Source organism: Massilia sp. 9I, assembly GCF_902506415.1.
Lineage (GTDB): Bacteria > Pseudomonadota > Gammaproteobacteria > Burkholderiales > Burkholderiaceae_D > Telluria.
In genome coordinates this window covers 936380-957476 of the sequence record NZ_LR733275.1, presented here as the reverse complement: position 1 = coordinate 957476, position 21097 = coordinate 936380, and the positions used below count along the sequence as shown (strand labels likewise).

At 65.0% G+C, this 21097-nt stretch carries 16 protein-coding genes; 13 read left to right on the top strand and 3 right to left on the bottom strand.

From position 1 onward, the window contains the following. Positions 1-2 precede the first annotated feature (2 nt). From GV068_RS04385 to GV068_RS04325, 13 genes are all read left to right on the top strand, one after another. Complete coding sequence (locus tag GV068_RS04385) at positions 3-1685, top strand: ABC transporter ATP-binding protein (protein WP_159696175.1); 1683 nt, start codon at positions 3-5, stop codon at positions 1683-1685. Positions 1686-1755: 70 nt separating this feature from the next. Beyond that, positions 1756-2700, top strand: a complete 945-nt coding sequence (locus GV068_RS04380) for a rhodanese-like domain-containing protein (RefSeq protein ID WP_159696174.1) — start codon at positions 1756-1758, stop codon at positions 2698-2700. Positions 2701-2844: 144 nt separating this feature from the next. Next, entirely contained in the window at positions 2845-3864 is a 1020-nt protein-coding gene (locus GV068_RS04375; RefSeq protein WP_159696173.1) for a glucokinase, read from the top strand. Positions 3865-4190: 326 nt separating this feature from the next. Then, the gene (scpB, locus tag GV068_RS04370) at positions 4191-4937 is read left to right on the top strand and encodes an SMC-Scp complex subunit ScpB (RefSeq protein ID WP_159696172.1); all 747 of its coding nucleotides are present in this window, start codon (positions 4191-4193) and stop codon (positions 4935-4937) included. Further along, positions 4924-6828: a 23S rRNA pseudouridine(2605) synthase RluB gene (rluB, locus tag GV068_RS04365; protein WP_159696171.1), complete on the top strand. Its 1905-nt coding sequence runs from the start codon at positions 4924-4926 to the stop codon at positions 6826-6828. Before scpB ends, rluB begins: the two co-directional genes overlap by 14 nt. Positions 6829-7170: 342 nt before the next feature. Beyond that, positions 7171-7659 carry a ribosome maturation factor RimP gene (gene rimP / locus GV068_RS04360; RefSeq protein WP_159696170.1) on the top strand — a complete coding sequence of 163 codons (489 nt, stop codon included), beginning with the start codon at positions 7171-7173 and terminating at the stop codon, positions 7657-7659. After that, entirely contained in the window at positions 7656-9221 is a 1566-nt protein-coding gene (nusA, locus tag GV068_RS04355; protein WP_159696169.1) for a transcription termination factor NusA, read from the top strand. The genes rimP and nusA overlap by 4 nt, the downstream gene beginning before the upstream one ends. A 46-nt stretch (positions 9222-9267) precedes the next feature. Beyond that, positions 9268-12120 carry a translation initiation factor IF-2 gene (infB, locus tag GV068_RS04350; RefSeq protein ID WP_159696168.1) on the top strand — a complete coding sequence of 951 codons (2853 nt, stop codon included), beginning with the start codon at positions 9268-9270 and terminating at the stop codon, positions 12118-12120. 101 nt (positions 12121-12221) lie between these two features. Next, entirely contained in the window at positions 12222-12659 is a 438-nt protein-coding gene (gene rbfA, locus GV068_RS04345) for a 30S ribosome-binding factor RbfA (RefSeq protein WP_159696167.1), read from the top strand. Further along, the gene (gene truB, locus GV068_RS04340; RefSeq protein ID WP_159696166.1) at positions 12656-13576 is read left to right on the top strand and encodes a tRNA pseudouridine(55) synthase TruB; all 921 of its coding nucleotides are present in this window, start codon (positions 12656-12658) and stop codon (positions 13574-13576) included. The genes rbfA and truB overlap by 4 nt, the downstream gene beginning before the upstream one ends. Positions 13577-13712: 136 nt before the next feature. Further along, positions 13713-14738, top strand: coding sequence for a S41 family peptidase (locus GV068_RS04335; RefSeq protein ID WP_159696165.1), 1026 nt, complete (start codon positions 13713-13715; stop codon positions 14736-14738). A 303-nt stretch (positions 14739-15041) separates the two neighbouring features. After that, positions 15042-16880 carry a translational GTPase TypA gene (typA, locus tag GV068_RS04330; protein WP_159696164.1) on the top strand — a complete coding sequence of 613 codons (1839 nt, stop codon included), beginning with the start codon at positions 15042-15044 and terminating at the stop codon, positions 16878-16880. A gap of 253 nt (positions 16881-17133) precedes the next feature. Then, positions 17134-17661, top strand: coding sequence for a porin family protein (locus GV068_RS04325; RefSeq protein WP_159696163.1), 528 nt, complete (start codon positions 17134-17136; stop codon positions 17659-17661). A 70-nt stretch (positions 17662-17731) separates the two neighbouring features. Here the strand turns inward: GV068_RS04325 and GV068_RS04320 are convergent, their stop codons facing one another. The 3 genes from GV068_RS04320 to flgK are packed head-to-tail and all read right to left on the bottom strand — an operon-like array spanning position 17732 to position 21074. Beyond that, positions 17732-18748 carry a hypothetical protein gene (locus GV068_RS04320; protein WP_159696162.1) on the bottom strand — a complete coding sequence of 339 codons (1017 nt, stop codon included), beginning with the start codon at positions 18746-18748 and terminating at the stop codon, positions 17732-17734. Between the two features lie 30 nt (positions 18749-18778). Continuing rightward, positions 18779-19690 carry a flagellar hook-associated protein FlgL gene (flgL, locus tag GV068_RS04315; protein ID WP_159696161.1) on the bottom strand — a complete coding sequence of 304 codons (912 nt, stop codon included), beginning with the start codon at positions 19688-19690 and terminating at the stop codon, positions 18779-18781. Between the two features lie 10 nt (positions 19691-19700). Next, positions 19701-21074, bottom strand: a complete 1374-nt coding sequence (gene flgK, locus GV068_RS04310; RefSeq protein WP_159696160.1) for a flagellar hook-associated protein FlgK — start codon at positions 21072-21074, stop codon at positions 19701-19703. Positions 21075-21097: the final 23 nt, after the last annotated feature.

The following is a 21097-nucleotide window of genomic DNA, read 5'->3' as shown; positions in this document are numbered from 1 at the left end:
CGATGGACCAACACCTCCTCTCGGTGCGCGACCTGCGCATTTCCTTCCGCGTCGACAAGAAGAACACGGTCGAAGCGGTGAAGGGCATTTCCTTCGACGTGCCGAGGAACAGCACGGTGGCGCTGGTGGGCGAATCCGGCAGCGGCAAATCGGTCAGTTCGCTCGCCATCATGGGCCTGCTGCCGCTGGAAACCACGGTTGTCCATCCCGGTTCCAGCGCGCGCTTCGACGGCCGTGAGCTGCTCGATCTGTCCGTGGCGGAGCGCCGCAAGCTGTGTGGCAAGGACATCGCGATGATCTTCCAGGAGCCGATGTCTTCGCTCAATCCGGTGTTCACGGTGGGCTACCAGATCGGCGAGGTGCTGCGCCGGCACATGGGGATGAACGCGAAGCAGGCGAAGGCGCGCACCCTCGAACTGCTGGCGGAAGTGGGCATTCCCGACCCTTCGACAAAGATCGAAGCGTACCCGAGCCAGATGTCGGGCGGCCAGCAGCAGCGCGTGATGATCGCGATGGCGATCGCCTGCGAACCCAAGCTCCTGATTGCGGACGAGCCGACCACGGCGCTCGACGTGACCATCCAGAAGCAGATCATGGAACTGATCGCGGGCCTGCAAAAGAAGCACCAGATGTCGGTGCTGTTCATCACCCACGACCTCGGGCTGGTGGCCGAGATTGCGGACCGCGTGATCGTGATGCGCCACGGCGAAGTGCGCGAGGAGGGCGCGGCCGCGCAGGTATTTGGCGCGCCGGCCGACGCTTATACCCGAGCCCTGCTGCACTGCCGCCCGAAGCTGGACCAGCGCCCGCTGCGCCTGCCCGTGATCGACGATTACCTGAGCGGCCGCTTCATGCCTGACGACGAGCTGCCGCAGCGCACGCGCGGCAGCGCGCCTGAGGACGAGCCGGTGCTGGTCGTGAAGAACCTGGCCAAGAGCTTCATCCTGCGCGAAGGCCTGCTCAAGAAGCGCGAGTTCAAGGCGGTGAAGGACGTCTCCTTTACGCTGGCGCGCGGCAAGACCCTGGGCGTGGTGGGCGAATCCGGCTCGGGCAAGACCACGGTCGGCCTGACCCTGCTGCGCCTGCACCGCGCAACGGGCGGCAGCGCCATGTTCGACGGGCGCGACCTGTTCACGATGCCCGACCGCGACTACCAGGCCTACAAGCGGCGCATCCAGATCATCTTCCAGAACCCCTACGCTTCGCTCAATCCGCGCTTCACGGTGGGCCAGATCCTGCTCGAGCCGATGCGCATCCACCGCATCGGCGCCAACGACGCCGAACGCATCGACATGGCGCACACCCTGCTCAAGCGGGTGGGACTGCCGGAACAGGCTTTCCACCGCTACCCGCACGAATTCTCCGGCGGCCAGCGCCAGCGCATCGCGATCGCGCGCTGCCTCACCATGAAGCCGGAAATCCTGGTGTGCGACGAATCGGTGTCGGCGCTCGACGTGTCGGTGCAGGCCCAGGTGCTGAACCTGCTGCAGGACCTGCAGGACGAATACGGCATGAGCTACATCTTCATCTCGCACGACCTGTCGGTGGTGAAGTACATCGCCGACCAGGTGATGGTGATGCACCATGGGAGCGTGGTCGAGATGGCCGATTCGGACGAGCTGTATCGCAATCCGCAGCACGCGTACACGCGCACGCTTCTCGCCGCGATCCCGCGCGGCGCCTGAACGGCGCCGCTGGTGCAAAAAACCACAGCGGCGCCCAGCGACGCGCGGGAAAGTCGGCTACACTAGAACGATGCCCCAGCTTGTCGAACTCCTGCAGATCTATGGTGTGCTGATTGTGTTCGGCATCGTCCTTGTCGAACAGTTCGGCCTGCCCATTCCCGCCTTTCCGGTCCTGATCGTGGCCGGCGCCCTCTCCGTCGACGGTTCCCTCAGCTGGCAGCTATGCCTGCTGTCCGCGGTCGGCGCCTGCCTGATCTGCGACCTGTTCTGGTTCCGCGCCGGGCGCTTCTATGGCAAGCGCATCCTGCGCCTGCTGTGCAAGATCTCGCTGTCGCCCGATTCCTGTGTCAACCAGACCGAAGACCGTTTCCGCCGCTTCGGCGCGAAGTCGCTGCTGGTGTCCAAGTTCGTCCCCGGCTTCAATACCATCGCCGCGCCGCTGTCCGGCGCGATCGGCACCGTGCCCCGCCAGTTCCTCGGCTATGCCCTTACCGGCGCGGCGCTGTGGAGCGGCACCGGCATCCTGCTCGGCATCCTGTTCCATGACGGCGTTCAGGAGCTGCTCGACTGGCTCGAGACCGCCGGCGGCACCGCCCTGATGGTGCTGGCCACGCTGCTGCTGCTCTTTATCGCGGTCAAGTACGTGGAGCGGCGCCGCCAGCGCGCCCGCAGCGCGGTGCCGCGCATCGAGATCGCCGAGCTGAAGGCGCTCATCGACGGCGGTCACGATCCGGTCATCATCGACGCCCGCAGCCTGACCGCCCAGCAGCTCGAGGCCGCGATTCCTGGCGCCGTGGTGTTCCAGTCCTGCGTGCCGGACCAGCTGATGGCCACCATCGACAAGGACCGCCACGTCGTCATCTACTGCAGCTGCCCGAACGATGTGACGGCGGCCGAAGTGGCCAAGCAGTTCCTGGCCAATGGCTTCCACCGTGCGCGTCCCTTGCGCGGCGGGCTGGACGCGTGGAACGCGCAGCAGGGCGCCGATCCGGAACTGGCCCCGGCAGCGTGCTGAGGTAGTTCGACTACTTTTGAGTTCGCACCACGTTTAGGCCGGTTGGCGCCGCGAAAACGGGGCTTTGTACCTAAACTACAAAATTCTCTTGTAAGACTGCTACAAAGTTTAGTAAGCTTGGTCATCGCTTCTTTATTAGCTGCAATGACCGCCTTTCCCTCCAGCCTAGCCCAAGCGTCCACCATTCCTGCCGGCGGCGCGCGCCTGCTCGCCGACATCGGCGGCACCAACGCCCGTTTCGCGCTGGAGGCCAAGCCCGGGCGTTTCGAGGCGATCGAAGTGCTGTCCTGCCAGGAGCATGCGAGCCTGGCCGACGCCATCCGCGCCTACCTGGCGCTGCCCCAGGTGGCCGGCCGCGCGGGCGGCCTGCGCCACGCGGCGATCGCGATCGCCAATCCGGTCACCGGCGACCAGGTGCGCATGACCAATCACCACTGGGCTTTCTCGATCGAGGCGCTGCGCCAGGAGTGCGGCTTTGCTACTCTGGTCGTGGTCAACGATTTCTCGGCGCTGGCGCGCTCGCTGCCGCACTTGGGCGAGCACAAGCGCCAGATCGGCGGCGGCGCGCCGGTGGCGGATGCGCCGCTCGGCCTGCTGGGCGCCGGCACCGGCCTGGGCGTGTCCGGCCTGATCCCGGCCCCCGGTGGCGCCGGCTGGACGGCGCTGCGCAGCGAGGGCGGGCACACCAGCTTTTCGCCGGTGAACGAGCTCGAAGTCGCGATCCTGCAGTACGCCTGGCGCGAATTCGAGCACGTCTCCAGCGAGCGCCTGCTGTCCGGCGCCGGGGTCGAACTGATCTACCGCGCCCTGAGCGAGCGCGCCGGCCGTCCCGACAGCCTGAGCGCGCCCGAGATCTCGCGCCGTGCCCTTGAGGGCGAATGCGCCGTCTGCGACGCCGTGCTGGACGCCTTCTGCGGCATGCTCGGCACCGCCGCCGGCAACCTGGCCATCACCCTCGGCGCCCAGGGCGGGGTCTATATCGGCGGTGGCATCGTGCCGCGCCTGGGCGAGCGTTTCGTGCAATCGTCCTTCCGCCGCCGTTTCGAGCAGAAGGGGCGTTTCAGCGCCTACCTGGCCCAGGTCCCGACCTACCTGATCACGGCGGAATACCCGGCTTTCCTGGGTGTGTCGGCGATTTTGTCGGAAAAACTGGCCACGGCTTGACCAAATAGGGCATTCCTGCACGGCGACCCCCGGTCGCCTTGTCCGTTTTCGGGTTTTATCGGTTACAATGGCCGCCAGTTGTCGGACAAGATATCGCCGTCTTCCGGCAAGACCACCCGTTTTCCTGACCCGCCTGGCACGCGGGCAGCCGTGGCAGGCGCCAAGCCCGCCACCTTAGTCAGCCCGTCGCATTCCAGCCCGGGCCCACGGATTCCAGAGTATTGCGCGCACTACCATCGCACCGCGGCCGGTCTCGGCCCCGCGGCTGGCATCCGCTAAACCAGTGTAGTTTTGATGTGTGCATTCGAGCGTGACGACACCGCCATATGAATACTGACGAGGCCAAGCGCGTCCTCGAGACCGCCTTGCTGTGCGCGCGCGAACCGATGACGATCCACGGCATGAAGAAGCTCTTCGCCGAGGTCGATGCGGGCGGCCGCCAACTGAACGCCGGTGTCGGCAGCGACACCATCAAGATCTTGCTGGAAGAATTGCGCCAGGACTGGCAGGGGCGCGGAATCGAGATCGTCAGCCTGGCGTCCGGCTGGCGCTTCCAGAGCCGGCCCGAGATGAAGCCCTATCTCGACCGCCTGGCGCCCGAGAAGCCGCCGAAGTATTCGCGCGCGACGCTGGAAACGCTGGCGATCATCGCCTACCGCCAGCCGGTCACGCGCGGCGACATCGAGGAAATCCGCGGCGTCGCCGTGAATTCGCAGACCATCAAGCTGCTGGAAGACCGCGGCTGGATCGACGTGGTCGGCCACCGCGAAGTGGTGGGGCGCCCGGCGCTGCTGGGCACCACCAAGCAGTTCCTGGACGACCTCGGCCTGGCCTCGCTGTCGCAACTGCCGCCGCTGCAAGCGGTCAGCGACGGGCCGGACAGCCGCAGCCTGGAAGCGCTGGAAGCGGCGCTGAACGACAACTTTGAACGGGCGGACGCTGCGGCGCACGCCGAAGAGACAGACACCGAGACGGACGCGATGCCCGTCGAAGTCACCCATTTTGACCGGGAGACGGCAGACGCCGCCGGGCCGGATCAGCACAATAAAGATACGAACGATGAATCCAACTGAACCGAACGACAAGCCCGTCGAGGCCGAAGCGGCCGCCAAACCGAAACGTACGCGCAAGACCGCCGTCAAGGCGGAGGCCGCCCCCGTGACCGAAGCCGCGCCGGCAGCTGAAAAGCCGAAGCGCACCCGCAAAGCCGCAGCGCCGGCGGAAGCCGCTGTCGAAGCGCCTGCCGCGGTCGAGCCGGCCGCGAAACCGCGCAAGACCCGCGCCAAGCCGGCTGCCGCCGAAGCGGCAGTTGCGCCAAGCGTGGAGGCGCCAGCTGCGGCCCCGGTGGCCGAAGCCGCCGCCGCCCAGGCCGGCGAACAGCGCAAGCCGCGCGGCCCGCGCCAGATGCGCGAGAAGCGCCAGGAACGCGAACTGCGCCAGCAGGAGCAGGTGGCAAGCCAGCCGCCGGTTGAAGCTGTCGCAGCTGCCGCAGTTGAAGGCGAGCAGCCGCAGCTCGACGCCAAGCGCGAAGGCCGTGGCCGCAACCAGCAGAAGGGGCGCGGCCAGCAGGGCCAGCGTCCGCAACAGGGCGTGCAGCAGGCCGGCAAGCCGCAGGGCCAGCCGGGCAAGCAAGGCAAGCCTCAGGGCAAGGGCGGCAAGCCGCAGCAGGGCAAGGGCGGCAAGGGCAACGAGGCCGACGCGGTATTCTCCTTCGTCACCTCGGACGATTTCGACGCCAACGAGGGTGGCCGCGGCAAGGCGCAGCCTAAGCCGGTGCGCCGCGACCTGACCGCCGACGACGACGCACCGAAGCTGCACAAGGTGCTGGCCGAAGCGGGCCTGGGCTCGCGCCGCGACATGGAAGAACTGATCGTCGCCGGCCGCGTGTCGGTGAACGGCGAGCCGGCCCATATCGGCCAGCGCATCCTGCCGACCGATGCGGTCCGCATCAACGGCAAGCTGATCCAGCGCCGCGTGAACAACAGCAAGCCGCCGCGCGTGCTGGTGTACCACAAGCCGGCCGGCGAGATCGTCAGCCACGACGATCCGGAAGGCCGTCCGTCCGTGTTCGACCGCCTGCCGACCATGAAGACCGGCAAGTGGCTGGCCGTGGGCCGCCTCGACTTCAACACCGAAGGCCTGCTGCTGTTCACCACCTCGGGCGACCTGGCCAACCGCCTGATGCACCCGCGTTACAACATCGACCGCGAATACGCGGTGCGCACCCTGGGCGAGCTGGAAGAAGGCATGCGCCAGAAGCTGCTGGCCGGTGTCGAGCTGGACGACGGCCTGGCCTCGTTCTCGAAAGTCCAGGACGGCGGCGGCGAAGGCATCAACAAGTGGTACCGCGTGGTGATCGGCGAAGGCCGCAACCGCGAGGTGCGCCGCATGTTCGAGGCGGTCGGCCTGACCGTCTCGCGCCTGATCCGTACCCGCTACGGCGCCATGACCCTGCCGACCGGCCTGAAGCGCGGCCGCTGGGAAGAGCTGGAGGAAAACGACGTGCGCGCCCTGATGGCGGCCTTCGGCGTCGAGAAGAAGGGCGGCGCCGACGGCAATGCCAAGGGCAAGGGCGGCAAGCCGCAAGCCGGCAAGCACGGCGACGATGCGCGCCGCTCGGACGGCAACCGTATCGATCGCGCCGACGCCAACCGCAATGTCGACCCGTTCGGCCCGCAGGTAGCGCGTGCCGGCGTGCCGCGCCAGCAGGGTCCGGGCGGCTTCGCGGGCGGTCGTCCGCAGGGCCAGGGACCGAAGGGCGCAGTTGGCGGCAAGGGCCGCGGCGGCAACAACGCCAATTCCTTCGGCGGCAAAGGGGGTAGCGGGGGCGGCAGCAGCCGTCCGAAGCAGCCGGACCCGCTGCAGACCACCTTCGGCTTCGCCGGCACCGGCGGCGGCCGTCGCGGCGGCCAGGGTCCGCGCGGTTCCGAGCATGGCTTGCCGCGCCGCGGACGCCGCGGCTGAGGCAAAAACAAGCGTTTCGGCGGCAAAAACCGGGAAAAATCGGTGCAAAACATGATAATTTCCCGCGCCGCCGTTCACGCCTTGCTGCAATGCCGTAGAATGCAGCCCATGCCCCGATGTGGTAATCCTGCCAACTGTTGCTTTTCATGCTAGCGCCCGCCCATTTTTGGCCCGGCGATTGCGAGAGAGGCAGGATCACTGTATAATTTGCAGCCTAATCAAAGTTCTTCCCATATTTTCTTGGTGCAAGTGCTTTCATCTGGTTGGGTTGTGAATACAAAAAGATGGGCAGATGCCCATTTTTTTTTTGTAATTTCGATTTGCGAGTCGTGGAGAAGCATCGTGCAGCAGTTTGAACTCATCGCCAAAACAGTCAGTGGTCTCGGCTACGAACTCGTCGATGTCGAACGGGGTGAGCGCGGCATCCTGCGCGTGTATATCGATTTCCCCGCGGATGTCGTGGAAGAGAAGGGCCTGATCACGGTCGAGGACTGCGCCACGGTCAGCCATCAGTTGACGCACGTGTTCACCGTCGAGAATGTGGATTACGAACGGCTGGAAGTCTCGTCGCCGGGCCTCGATCGCCCGGTGCGGACCCTGGCCGACTTTGCGCGTTTCGCCGGCCATGAATGCACGGTGAAGCTGCGGGTCGCCATGCCCGGCACCGCGAACCGCAAGACCTTCACGGGGATCCTGCGCGGCGTCGAAGGCGACAAGGTTGGTCTGGAATTTGATAATAAAGATGGTGCAGCGTTGTTGGAATTTACGCTGGCCGAATTGGACAAGGCACGCCTCGTGCCGCAGGTGGATTTTAGGAGTCGCAAAGCATGAGTCGCGAAATTTTATTGCTGGTGGATGCGCTTGCGCGCGAAAAGAACGTCGATAAGGAAGTGGTTTTCGGAGCGCTCGAATTCGCGCTCGCGCAAGCCACGAAAAAACGCTATGAAGGCGATGTCGACATTCGCGTGAGCATCGATCGCGACAGCGGCGAATTCGAAACCTTCCGCCGCTGGCACGTCGTTCCCGACGAAGCCGGCCTGCAGCTGCCCGACCAGGAAATCCTGCACTTCGAAGCCAAGGAACAGATCCCTGACATCGAAGTCGACGAATACATCGAAGATCCGATCGAATCGGTCGAGTTCGGCCGCCGCTTCGCCCAGGACACCAAGCAGGTCGTGCTGCAGCGCGTGCGCGATGCCGAGCGCGAGCAGATCCTGCAGGACTTCCTCGAGCGCGGCGATTCGCTGGTCACCGGCACCATCAAGCGCATGGAGCGCGGCGATGCCATCGTGGAATCGGGCAAGATCGAAGCACGCCTGCCGCGCGACCAGATGATCCCGAAAGAGAACCTGCGTATCGGCGACCGCGTCCGCGCCTACATCCTGCGCGTGGACCGCAACATGCGCGGCCCGCAGGTGATCCTGTCGCGCACCGCGCCGGAATTCATCATGAAGCTGTTCGAGCTGGAAGTGCCGGAAATCGAGCAAGGCCTCCTGCAGATCAAATCGGCTGCCCGTGACGCCGGCGTGCGCGCCAAGATCGCGGTGTTCACCTCGGACAAGCGGATCGACCCGATCGGTACCTGCGTCGGCATGCGCGGTTCGCGCGTGCAGGCCGTGACCGGCGAGCTGGGCGGCGAGCGCGTGGACATCGTGCTGTGGTCGGACGATCCGGCCCAGTTCGTCATCGGCGCGCTGGCTCCGGCCAACGTCTCCTCGATCATGGTCGACGAAGACAAGCACGCCATGGACGTGGTGGTCGACGAAGAGAACCTGGCGATCGCGATCGGCCGTTCGGGCCAGAACGTGCGCCTGGCGTCGGAACTGACCGGCTGGAAGATCAACATCATGACGGCCGAGGAATCGGCCAACAAGGTGGAGCAGGAAACCGCCGCGATCCGTGCGCTGTTCATGGAAAAACTGGACGTCGACCAGGAAGTGGCCGACATCCTGGTGGATGAGGGCTTCTCGAGCCTTGAAGAAATCGCTTACGTCCCAATTTCCGAAATGCTGGAAATCGAGTCGTTCGACGAAGACACCGTCAACGAACTGCGCACCCGTGCCCGTGACGCACTGGTGACCGAAGCGATCGCTTCCGAAGAAGGCCTCGAAGGGATGGAAGAAGCCCTCGTGAACCTGGAAGGCATGGACCGCACCACCGCCGGCAAGCTCGGCCTGGCTGGGATCAAGACGGTCGAAGCCTTCGCGGCACTCGCCTACGACGAATTCGGCGCCATCCTGGCGCTGCCGTCGGACCGTGCCCGCGACCTGATCAAGAATGAATTTAACGATGTGACCGACGAAGAGATGAAGCTGGTCGACAGCAAATACGATGACCGCGCCAAGGCGCTGCAGGCGAAAGCCTGGAGCCTGGCAGAAACGGCCAAGGCGTAATTTGCAAATCTTTATCATCTCAGCGACACATAGAAAAGAGGACTGAATGGCGAGTAACAACGTAGCCCAATTTGCCACCGAACTGAAGATGCCCGCAGACCTGCTGCTGACACAGCTGCGCTCGGCCGGCGTCGAGAAAAGTTCGACGTCAGATCCCTTGTCGAAAGATGATAAGGACAAGCTGCTGAACCACCTGCGCCGTACCCACGGCGCAGCGGAATCGACTGAAAAGAAGAAGATTACGGTCACCCGCAAGGAAACGACCGAGATCAAGCAGGCTGACGCCAGCGGCAAATCGCGCACCATCCAGGTCGAAGTCCGCAAGAAGCGCACCTTCGTGCAGCGCGACGACCTGGTCACGCCGAAAGCCGCCGAAGCCGCCGCTCCGGTGGTGGACGCTGCCGAGCAGGCGCGCCGCGAAGAAGACGCGCGCCGCCAGACCGAGCTGATCGCCCGCCAGGAAGCGGACCTGCGTGAAAAGCAGGAACGCCTGGCCAAGCTGGAAGCCGAGGAAGCCGCACAAGCCAAGGCCGCTGAAGAGCAGGCCAAGCGCGACGCGGCCGAGAAGGCCAAGCGCGAAGCCGCCGAGGCAGCCGCTGCCGCGAAGGCAGCCGCTACCCAGGCGTCTGCCGCGCCGGTGTCGGCCGCAGCCGAAGAGGCCGCGCAAGCCGCTGCCGCCGAGGCCAAGAAGCGCTCGGAAGAAGCCGCCAAGGAAGCCGCCGAACGCGCTGCCGCCACCGAGCGCGCACGCAAGGCCGTGGCCGACGAAGTGGCCCAAATCAAGCTCATGATGAGCCAGCCGCGCCGCGTCATCAAGGCGCCGGAACCGGTTGCCAAGCCGGCTGCACCTGCAGCCCCGGCCGGTACCCTGCACAAGCCGGCTGCATCGGCCGACAAGAAGCCGGGCGAAGCCAAACCGGGCGACAAGAAGCCGGGCGACAAGAAGTCGATCAAGTCGGCCAACGTGTCCTCGACCTGGTCGGACGACGCCAAGAAGCGCGGTGCACCGAGCGGCCCGAAAGGCCGTGGTGCGCCTGGCGGCGGCACTGGCCGTGACGGCTGGCGCGCGGGTGGCCGCAGCGGTGGCCGTCGTTCGCATAGCGACGACCGCGAGACCAATTTCCAGGCCCCGACCGAGGCGATCGTCAAGGACGTCCACGTGCCGGAAACCATCACCGTGGCGGAACTCGCCCACAAGATGTCGGTGAAGGCGTCGGAAGTCATCAAGCAGCTGATGAAACTGGGCCAGATGTGCACCATCAACCAGGTGCTGGATCAGGAAACCGCGATGATCCTGGTGGAAGAGATGGGCCACAAGGCCTTCCCGGCCGCCGTCGACGATCCGGAAGCACTGCTGGCCGACCAGGGCGAGCACGCCGAGTTCGAAGCCAAGCCGCGCGCTCCGGTCGTGACCGTCATGGGCCACGTCGACCACGGTAAAACTTCGCTGCTGGATTACATCCGCCGCGCGAAAGTGGCGGCTGGCGAAGCCGGCGGCATTACCCAGCACATCGGCGCCTACCACGTGGACACCCCGCGCGGCATGGTTACCTTCCTGGATACCCCGGGTCACGAAGCCTTCACGGCAATGCGTGCCCGCGGCGCGAAAGCGACCGACATCGTCATCCTGGTGGTGGCGGCGGACGACGGCGTGATGCCGCAGACCAAGGAAGCGATTGCCCACGCGAAAGCAGCCGGCGTGCCGCTGGTGGTGGCGATCAACAAGATCGACAAGCCGGGCGCCAACACCGACCGCGTCACCCAGGAACTGGTGGCCGAAGGCGTGGTGCCGGAAGAATACGGCGGCGATTCGCCGTTCGTCCCAGTGTCGGCGAAAGTCGGCACCGGTATCGACGACCTGCTGGAACAGGTGCTGCTGCAGGCCGAGGTGCTGGAACTGACCGCCCCGACCGAAGCGCCGGCACGCGGCCTGGTGGTCGAAGCCCGCCTCGACAAGGGCCGGGGTCCGGTCGCGACCATCCTGGTGCAATCGGGTACCCTGCGCCGCGGCGACGTGGTGCTGGCCGGTTCCTCCTTCGGCCGCGTCCGTGCGATGCTGGACGAGAACGGCAAGTCGGTGACCGAAGCCGGTCCGTCGATCCCGGTCGAGATCCAGGGCCTGACCGAGGTGCCGAGCGCCGGTGAAGAAGCGATGGTGATGGCCGACGAGCGCAAGGCGCGCGAAATCGCCCTGTTCCGTCAAGGTAAGTTCCGCGACGTCAAACTGGCGAAGCAGCAGGCCGCCAAGCTGGAGAACATGTTCGACCAGATGGCCGAAGGCGAAGTCAAGAACCTGCCGCTCATCGTCAAGACCGACGTGCAGGGTTCGCAGGAAGCGCTGGTCGGTTCGCTGCAGAAGCTGTCGACCTCGGAAGTGCGGGTCCAGATCGTCCACGCGGCGGTCGGCGGCATCAGCGAGTCGGACGTCAACCTGGCGGTGGCCTCGAAAGCGGTCATCATCGGCTTCAACGCCCGTGCCGATGCATCGGCGCGCAAGGTGGCGGAAGCCAACGGCGTCGACATCCGTTACTACAGCATCATTTACGATGCGATCGACGAGATCAAGACCGCACTGTCGGGCATGCTGGCGCCGGAGAAGCGCGAGACCATCACCGGCCAGGTCGAGATTCGCCAGGTCATCCTGGTCTCGAAGGTCGGCGCGATCGCGGGCTGCCTGGTCACCGATGGCGTGGTCAAGCGTACCTCCTCGGTTCGCCTGCTGCGCAACAACATCGTCGTGTGGACCGGCGAGATCGACTCGCTCAAGCGCTTCAAGGACGACGCGAAGGAAGTCCGCGCCGGTCTCGAGTGCGGCCTGTCGCTCAAGAACTACAACGACATCCAGGTGGGCGATACCCTGGAAGTCTTCGAAGTCACCGAAGTGGCGCGTACGCTGTAATTCCGCAAGGAGGCGTACCATGAGGGCCAGGACGCTTCGCGGCAATGCCGCGAGGGGCCTGGCCCTTGTTTTTAGTCACAAGAACAACATCAGCAAAGAACATGGCAAAACACAGCAAAAGCATCCCCCAGCGCGGCCTGCGCGTCGCCGACCAGATCCAGAAAGACCTGTCGGAACTGATCGCCTTCGAACTCAAGGACCCGCGCGTCGGCATGGTCACCATCAGCGAAGTGAAGCTGACCCCCGACTACGCCCACGCCAAGGTCTACTTCACCCTGCTCAAGGATAGTCCGGAAGAAGTCAAGCAGACCCTCGAAGGCCTGTCGAAGGCGGCCGGCTACCTGCGCAACCTGCTGGGCAAGCGCCTGCACATCCACACGCTGCCCCAGCTGCACTTCGTGCACGACACCTCGACCACGCGCGGCCTGGCCATGTCGGCCCTGATCGACCAGGCCAACGCGGTGCGCGCGGCGGATGCCGACGAGCCGGTGGACACGACGCCGGGCGCGCGCTCGGCGCCGCCGGCGGATTCCGAGTGAACGCGCGTCCGCCGAAGAAGCCGCGCGACCTGGTCGACGGCGTCCTCCTGCTCGACAAGCCGGTCGGCCTGTCCTCGAACGACGCCCTGATCAAGGCCAAGCGTGTCCTGAACGCCAAGAAGGCCGGCCACACCGGCACCCTCGATCCCTTCGCCACCGGCTTGCTGCCGCTGTGCTTCGGCGAGGCGACCAAGTTTTCGCAAGACCTGCTGGAAGCCGACAAGACCTACGAAGCAACGGTTCACCTGGGCATCATGACCAGCACCGGCGACACTGAAGGAGAGGTGATCGAGCAGCGCGAGGTCGATGTCACGCGCGAGCAGATCGAAGCTGCGCTGGCGCGTTTTCGCGGTCCCATCTTCCAGGTCCCGCCCATGTATTCCGCGCTCAAGCGCGACGGCAAGGCGCTGTACGAATACGCGCGCGAAGGCATCACGCTCGAGCGCGAGGCGCGTCCGGTGACGATCCACGGCCTGTCCCTGGTCGAGTTCAATGCGCCTTTCCTCAAGATCCTGGTCACCTGCAGCAAGGGCACCTATGTGCGCGTGCTGGGCGAGGACATCGGCGCCGCGCTCGGCTGCGGCGCGCACCTGAACGCGCTGCGCCGAGTGCAGGTGGGCGCGCTGTCGACCGACCGCATGATCACGCTGGAAGACCTGCAGGCGCACCCGGATCCGCTGTCGCTGCTGGCCCCGGTCGATGCGCTGCTGTCGAGCTTCCCGTCGGTCGAGCTCACGCCGGAACTGGCGAAGCGCTTCCTCAACGGCCAGCGCCTGGCGCTGGGCAAGGAATCGGTCATGGTCCCCGGCGAGCTGGGGCGGGTGCGGGTCTACCTCGACGGCAAGCTGCTCGGCACCGCCAACCTGCAGGAATACGCGATCCTGGCGCCGGAGCGCCTGATCGCGGCGCAGCAGTAAAAGCGGCCGGGGCGTCCATCTCGGCGGGCGGACAACCCGGGTGGCGTCCGCGGACGCCCCGCGGGGCGCTTTTCCCTAGGGGAAACAGCTGGCACGGCCTTTGCAAGAGTGTCCTTACCAACCCAAGGAGACTCCCATGCATCGTCACTTATTACGCGCGGCCGTGCTGGCCGCGTCCCTCCTGAGCAGTACTGGACTGAGCGCGGCCGCGCCGATCGAGCGCGAGCTCGTCATCGACGAAGCCCTGGCCCTGATCAAGGCGCAATACGTGTTCCCCGAACGCTACGAGGCGATCGAGCAGAGTGTGCGCAAGCACCAGCAGGCGGGCGAGTATGCCGCGGCGGCCAGCGAGGAGGAATTCGTCAAGCTCGTGACGACGCACCTGCGCGACATCACGCACGATGGGCACATGGGCCTGAAATACCAGCCAAAGGTGCGCGATTTCCGTCCGGCCGCCTTCACCATCACGCCGGCACAGCGCGAGCAGGAACGGCGCGAGAACTACGGTTTGAATAAAGTCGAAGTGTTGCCCGGCAACGTAGGCTACCTGAACGTGATCCAGTTCCACGATGTCGAGAATGCGCGCGATACGATCGCCGCAGCCATGGCCTTCCTCTCGAATACCGATGCCTTGATCATCGACCTGCGCGATAACCGCGGCGGCAATGGCGAATCGATGCAATTACTTGCCAGCTACTTCTTCAAGGACGTTCTCACCCTGATGGAACTGCGCTTCCGCGGCCAGAAGCCGGAGCAGGCCAGGACCTACGCCGAGGTCTCGGGCAAGCGCTACCTCGACAAGCCGGTCTATGTCCTGACCTCCGGCCGCACTTTCTCCGCGGGCGAGGCCTTTGTTCACGCGTTGCAAAGCCGCAAGCGCGTCACCCTGGTCGGTGCGACGACGCGCGGCGCCGGCAATCCGAACACGATGCTGCCGGTGAGGACCGACTACCTGCTGTCGGTGCCGATCGGCGAGTCGGTCAACCCGGTTACCGGCAGCGGCTGGGAGGGTGTCGGCGTCAAGCCCGATGTCGCGGTGGCCGACAAGGCAGCGCTCGGCATCGTCCACCGCCGGGCGCTGGAAACCCTGCGCGACGGGGCGAAGGACGAAGCCCTGCGCACCAGCCTGGTCAAGCAGATCGAAGCCTTGGACAAAAGCTGAGAAACTTTTTCTTCAAGACCCGTTCCGACGGGTCTTGAAATCCCCCGAAACATCCCTATATTACCTGCTGTACCGGAGTGGTAGCCTCATGCTGCCCAGCGGCATCCGGACCTGTCATCCCCCTGCAACACCTTGCCGCTATGCTCGACGGCGGCACATCGTCCAACTTTTCAGTGCATTCCCCCTCGCTGCAGCGCAGCAAGGCCGATAACCATGCTATAGTAGCGGGTTACGGAAACCGGTAATGCTCTCGAATCGTCACCGCCTCCATCCATCACGCAACATTCACTGTTGAATACATACATGTCAGACATCAAACGCGCAATTCGTAATATTGCAATCATCGCCCACGTTGACCACGGCAAGACCACCCTGGTCGACCAGCTGCTGCGCCAGTCGGGCACCTTCCGTGAAAACCAGGCGGTGGATACCCGCGTGATGGACTCGAACGACCTCGAAAAAGAACGCGGCATTACCATTCTGTCGAAGAACTGCGCGGTCGAGTACGAAGGCACCCACATCAACATCGTCGACACCCCGGGCCACGCCGACTTCGGCGGCGAGGTCGAGCGCGTGCTGTCGATGGTGGACTCGGTGCTGCTGCTGGTCGATGCCCAGGAAGGCCCGATGCCGCAGACCCGTTTCGTGACCCGCAAGGCGCTGGCCCTGGGCTTGAAGCCGATCGTCGTCGTCAACAAGATCGACCGTCCGGGCGCACGCGCCGACTGGGCGATCAACCAGACCTTCGAACTGTTCGACAAGCTCGGCGCCACCGACGAGCAGCTGGACTTCCCGATCGTCTACGCTTCGGGCCTGAACGGCTACGCCGGCATGGACGAAAGCGTGCGCGGCGGCGACATGAAGCCGCTGTTCGACGCCATCCTGAAATACGTACCGGTGCGTGACGACAACCCGGACGGCCCGCTTCAGATGCAGATCACTTCGCTGGACTACTCGTCTTACGTCGGCAAGATCGGTATCGGCCGCATCAACCGTGGCCGCGTCAAGCCGGGCATGGACGTGCTGGTCGTGAACGGCCAGGACGACAAGAACCCGATCAAGGGCCGCATCAACCAGGTGCTGAACTTCAAGGGCCTGGAGCGCGTGCAGGTGGAAGAAGCCGTCGCCGGCGACATCGTCCTGATCAACGGTATCGAAGACATCGGCATCGGCGTGACCGTCACCGCCCCGGACGTGCCGGAAGCGCTGCCGATGCTGACCGTCGACGAGCCGACCCTGACCATGAACTTCATGGTCAACACCTCGCCACTGGCCGGCCGCGAAGGCAAATTCGTCACCAGCCGCCAGCTGCGCGAGCGTCTCGAGCGCGAACTGAAGGCCAACGTGGCGCTGCGCGTGCTGCCGACCGACGACGACACCATCTTTGAAGTGTCGGGCCGCGGCGAGCTGCACCTGACCATTCTGCTGGAAAACATGCGTCGCGAAGGCTTCGAGCTGGCCGTGTCGCGTCCGCGCGTGGTGTTCAAGGAAATCGACGGCGTCAAGTGCGAGCCGTTCGAGAACCTGACCGTCGACGTGGAAGAAGTGAACCAGGGCGGCGTGATGGAAGAACTGGGCCGCCGCCGTGGCGACCTGCAGAACATGGAATCGGACGGCAAGGGCCGTGTCCGTCTGGAATACCTGATCCCGGCGCGTGGCCTGATCGGCTTCCAGGGCGAGTTCATGACCCTGACCCGCGGTACCGGCCTGATGAGCCACGTGTTCCATGAATACGCACCGGTCGACAACACCAAGGGCGACCTGGCCGGCCGCCGCAACGGCGTGCTGATCTCGCAGGACGACGGCGCCGCCGTGGCCTACGCGATCTGGAAACTGCAAGACCGCGGCCGTATGTTCGTCGAGCACAACACCCCGGTGTACGAAGGCATGATCATCGGCATCCACTCGCGCGACAACGACCTGGTCGTCAACCCGATCAAGGGCAAGCAGCTGACCAACGTGCGCTCGTCGGGTACCGACGAAGCCGTGCGCCTGGTGCCGCCGATCCAGATGTCGCTGGAATACGCCGTCGAGTTCATCGAGGACGACGAACTGGTCGAGATCACCCCGAAATCGATCCGCCTGCGCAAGCGCTTCCTGAAAGAGCACGAGCGTAAGAAGGCGAGCCGCGAAGGCGCATAATCCGTTTCAGGCTCTAGAAGAAACCCGCTGCTTCGCCAGCGGGTTTTTTTTCGCCTGTAGTGCTGTCCGCAGGCCGCTACAGCATATCGTCCGTCATCTGGCGCACATAAGTGCCGATCTGGTCTCTATTTTTCATCTTGTTACAGTTCTTACTGCCCGTTCGCTTGGGCATTGCGACGATCCTTGCTATTGTGATCACAACGCGATTCATTGTGAATTGCGATCCAGTTAGTAATCGTTAAAGGGAGTTCGCATGAAAAAGCTGATCATTGCCACCATCGTCACCGCCGCCGCCATCGGCAGCGCCCAAGCCCAGAACACGCCGGGCACCGCCTATGTGGGCGCCAGCGCCGTGACCGCGAAGAACACCACGGTCGACGCGCACAAGGCCGACGGCAAGCTGTTCGGCGGCTACAACGTCACCGACAAGCTCGGCGTGGAAGCCGGCTGGACCAACCACCACGAGACCGACTTCGTCCGTAACGGCGTGCGCGGCAGCACCGAGGGCTATGGCACCTACGTGGCCGCCAAGTACACCATGCCGGTCAACGAAAAAGTCTCGGCCTACGGCAAGCTGGGCGTCTCGCACAACGAGCGCAAGCTCAGCACCAACCTGGGTAGCGCCAAGGATACCGACACCAGCGGCTACGGCGGCCTGGGCGTCGAGTACAAGCTGAACCAGAACACCGCGCTGGTGGCGGAATATGAGCGCTACGGCAAGACCAAGGACTACGGCGCCCGCGCCAATGTGTGGAGTGCCGGCCTGAAATACGGCTTCTAAGCCCTTCAGGCAAGAAAAAAGCCCTCCGGCGCCTTGGCGCGGGAGGGCTTCTTTTATTCCAGGGAAAGAATCAGCGCAGGCCGAGCAGGGCTTGGACCCGTTCGCGGCTGACGCCGACCAGGGCCGAGGTGATCGCGAGCAGCGACTGGTAATCGTGGCTCGCGGCGGTGACCGAGACATCGCTGGCGATGACCGCCAGTTCGGCTTCCGGGACCGCGGGTTGCGCGGTGGCCGCCATGGCCGCGCTGAGCGCGGCGCTTGCGGCGTCCTGGGCGCGCCGCACCCGGGCCAGGGCTTGCAGCACTTCGCGCAGGCTCTGGCGCAGGGCGTCCGGATTGCCGATGTCCCATTGTTGTGGGGCGAGGGCGGCAGGTTCCTCGACCACCTCCACGCGGCCGCGGCCGGAGATCGCGATCGCATCCTTGATGCCGACCCACTCGCCCTCCGGCGCGCTGAACACCAGTTGCTGCTGGTTATCGAGCCCGACACGGACTTTCACCGGCGACAAGGTGCGGTCCAGGCGCGCGGCGATTTCTTCCGGCGTCATGCCCGGTTCGATGGTGGCGGTGAGCTGCGGGCCGCCGCTGCCGCCGACCGAGAAGGCGTAGGTCTGCGCGCTGCTGCTCGACTGCAGCGCCGCCAGGTCGAAACCGCGGATGCGGAAACGGGTCATGGCCGGCTGGCCGTCGTTGAACGAGAGCTGGGCGTCGAGGCCGCCGCCGCCCTGCTTGCGGCGCGCTTCCAGCATGCTGGTGAGCTGCTGCGAGCGCGCTTCGATCTGGCGCGCGGGGTCGGCGCGGCCGGTGATCTTGGCGCTCAGGTCGGCTTTCAGCGCTTCCAGCTGGGAAGCGACGCGTTCCAGGTAATCCAGGGCCTGCTGGGCGCGCGCGACGTTGCCCTGCGTTTGAGGATTCCACTTGATGCCGCGCTGCAGCGGCGCCGACGCGGGCGCACGGGTGACGACGCGGCTATCCGGATCGGCCGGCTTGACCGCGGTCGCGCGCACCACCGCGGCATTGGCGCCGGCGGCGGTGGTATTGCTGATCGACGAATTGGCCGGGTTGGCCGGACGGAGGGCTGCTTCCATTTGTGCGTAGACGATTACAACGATTACGAATTACAACACCGAGAACAGGGACATCTGGCCGATACGGCTGTAGGCCTTGTACGTCGCTTGCAGGGCGGTCGAATAGCCGTTCAGCGCGGTGGCGGCCTCGCCGACGTCGAGCGCGCCGATGTCGGTGATCGCCATCTTGTTCGACAGGCTGACGTTGGCGTGGTTGGCGTCCAGGGTCTTCATGATGTTCTGCGCACCGCCCAGGCTCGCCATCTTGCTGGTGACCAGGTTGTGCGCTTCGTCGAAGCCGCCGAGGGCATTGGCCAGCACCGAACGCACGGCCGGATCGTTGGCCGAGGCGCCGGGCGCCTTCAGCTTGTCCAGGCTGAGCTCGAGATGGTTCAGCAGCTTTTCGATGCCCTTCATGTCCTGATTGGCCGGCTGGGTGATGCCATTGCCGACCAGCACTTCCTGCGTATTCGTGTTACCGACGAAAGTGTAGCGCGAACCGAGGGCGGCCGTCGGATCGTATTTGATCGGCGCGGTCTTGGTCAGGGTGCCGGAGAACAGGTAGTTGCCTTCCTGGTCGATCGAGTTGGCGTTGTAGAACACGCTGTCGCGCAGCGATTCGAGCGGGCTGATCATGGCTTTCAGGTCGTCCGACGCATTGCCGCCGTCGGCCGCCCAGACCAGCAGGTCGCGGCCCTGCACCAGTTCGGTCGCCATATTGCTCATGTAGCCTTCGATCTTGGTCAGGCCGATCTTGATCGCGGCGATGTTGTCGCGGTACTGCTGCACCGTGGCGTCCTCGCGGCTCAGGCGCGCCAGGCGCACGCTGTCGACCGGGTCGTCCGACGGCACCAGGATGCGCTTGTTGGCGGCCAGCTGCTGCGTCAGGTAGGACATGCGCTCCTGGTTGGTCTGCAGCGACTGGTTCATCGTCGATTGGTACTGGGTGGTCGCGATACGCATGGTGTTTCCTTTAGCTCATCATCGCCAGCGTGGCGTCGAACAGCTGGTTGGCGACGGCGATCACTTTCATGTTCGCCTGATACATGTTCTGGTACTCGACCAGGTTGACGGCTTCTTCATCCTGGTTGACGCCGCTGGTCGATTGCCAGTCGTCGATCGACTGGGTGCGCACGGTCTGGGTGGTCTTCAGGCCGGCCTTGTTGAGCTGGCTGTCGACGCCGAGTTTGCCGACCAGCTGGGCATCCGCGTCGCTCAGCAGCACGGTGCCGATGGTGCCGACCGTGATCGACTGGCTCTTGATGCCGACCAGTTTCTTCAGGTTGCCGGTGTCGCCCGGCGTGCCGTCGCTGGAAAAGGCCAGGTCGGAGTACTTGAAACCAGGCGCGATCTTGAGCATGTCGGCATTGCTGCCGGGGGTGTACACGAACATGGGCGCACCGGCCGTACCGTCCGGCTTGAAGCCGAGGCCGAGCTGGGTGTTGACCTTGGTGGCAATCTGTTGCGCAATATCGGCGATGTCCTTCTGCAGCGGCACCAGCTTTTCGGTTTCGTACTTGGTCAGGCCGCCCAGCTGGCCGCCCAGCTTGCCGGCATCCAGTGCGAAGGTGGTGTTGGCGAAAGTCAGGCTGAATTCCTGCGGCGAGGTCGAGGTGGCGGCCGCCTTCAGGGTGCCGTAGATGCCGCCCAACACCAGCGCCTGGCCGGTTTTCAGCGACACGTTGCGGGTGCCGTCGCCATTGTCCGAGACTTCCAGCGCCATCTTGCCGGCCAGGTCGTCGATGGCCTGGTCGCGCGCGTCGATCATGCTTGATGCGCTCAGGCCGCCGGCCTGGGCTTCGCTGATCTGGCCGTTCAGGCGCGCGATGGTGGCGATCTGGGCGTTGGCCGAATCGATGATCGCGCTGCGCTGGTTGCGCACCGACTGCAGCTGGGCGTTGAACACGTTGTTCAGGCCGTTGAAGCGCTCCGCCATCAGGTTGGCCGAGGTCAGCACCTGCTCGCGCAGCGGGGTCGAACCCGGCTCGCCGGCGACCGCGTTGAGGGCGCCGAAGAACTGGTCGATGCCGGCCGACAGGCTGGCGGTGTCGTCGCCCATGACGTTTTCGAGCTGGTTCAGGTAGGGCTGGGTCTGCGAATACGAGCCCAGGTCGGCAGCGGCACGCCACATGGCCTGGCTCTTGTAGTTGTCCGAGAAGCGCAGCAGGGAAGAGACCTGCACGCCATTGCCCGGCGAACGAGGATTGGCATCCGCGCCGAGGGTGGCAAGCAGGGCGGACTGGCGGGTATAGCCCTTGGTCTGCAGGTTGGCGATGTTATGGCTGCTGGTGGTCAAAGCCACCTGGGCGGCAAGCGCGCCCGACAGAGCGTTGTTGATGATGGCCATGGTGCGGAATTCTTCCTCGAGCG

Excerpts from the sequence above, each read along its gene's own strand:
- GV068_RS04385 (WP_159696175.1), top strand. The coding sequence starts at position 3 with ATGGACCAACACCTCCTCTCGGTGCGCGACCTGCGCATTTCCTTCCGC.
- GV068_RS04380 (WP_159696174.1), top strand. The coding sequence starts at position 1,756 with ATGCCCCAGCTTGTCGAACTCCTGCAGATCTATGGTGTGCTGATTGTG.
- GV068_RS04375 (WP_159696173.1), top strand. The coding sequence starts at position 2,845 with ATGACCGCCTTTCCCTCCAGCCTAGCCCAAGCGTCCACCATTCCTGCC.
- scpB (WP_159696172.1), top strand. The coding sequence starts at position 4,191 with ATGAATACTGACGAGGCCAAGCGCGTCCTCGAGACCGCCTTGCTGTGC.
- rluB (WP_159696171.1), top strand. The coding sequence starts at position 4,924 with ATGAATCCAACTGAACCGAACGACAAGCCCGTCGAGGCCGAAGCGGCC.
- nusA (WP_159696169.1), top strand. The coding sequence starts at position 7,656 with ATGAGTCGCGAAATTTTATTGCTGGTGGATGCGCTTGCGCGCGAAAAG.
- infB (WP_159696168.1), top strand. The coding sequence starts at position 9,268 with ATGGCGAGTAACAACGTAGCCCAATTTGCCACCGAACTGAAGATGCCC.
- rbfA (WP_159696167.1), top strand. The coding sequence starts at position 12,222 with ATGGCAAAACACAGCAAAAGCATCCCCCAGCGCGGCCTGCGCGTCGCC.
- GV068_RS04335 (WP_159696165.1), top strand. The coding sequence starts at position 13,713 with ATGCATCGTCACTTATTACGCGCGGCCGTGCTGGCCGCGTCCCTCCTG.
- typA (WP_159696164.1), top strand. The coding sequence starts at position 15,042 with ATGTCAGACATCAAACGCGCAATTCGTAATATTGCAATCATCGCCCAC.
- GV068_RS04325 (WP_159696163.1), top strand. The coding sequence starts at position 17,134 with ATGAAAAAGCTGATCATTGCCACCATCGTCACCGCCGCCGCCATCGGC.
- GV068_RS04320 (WP_159696162.1), bottom strand. The coding sequence starts at position 18,748 with ATGGAAGCAGCCCTCCGTCCGGCCAACCCGGCCAATTCGTCGATCAGC.
- flgL (WP_159696161.1), bottom strand. The coding sequence starts at position 19,690 with ATGCGTATCGCGACCACCCAGTACCAATCGACGATGAACCAGTCGCTG.
- flgK (WP_159696160.1), bottom strand. The coding sequence starts at position 21,074 with ATGGCCATCATCAACAACGCTCTGTCGGGCGCGCTTGCCGCCCAGGTG.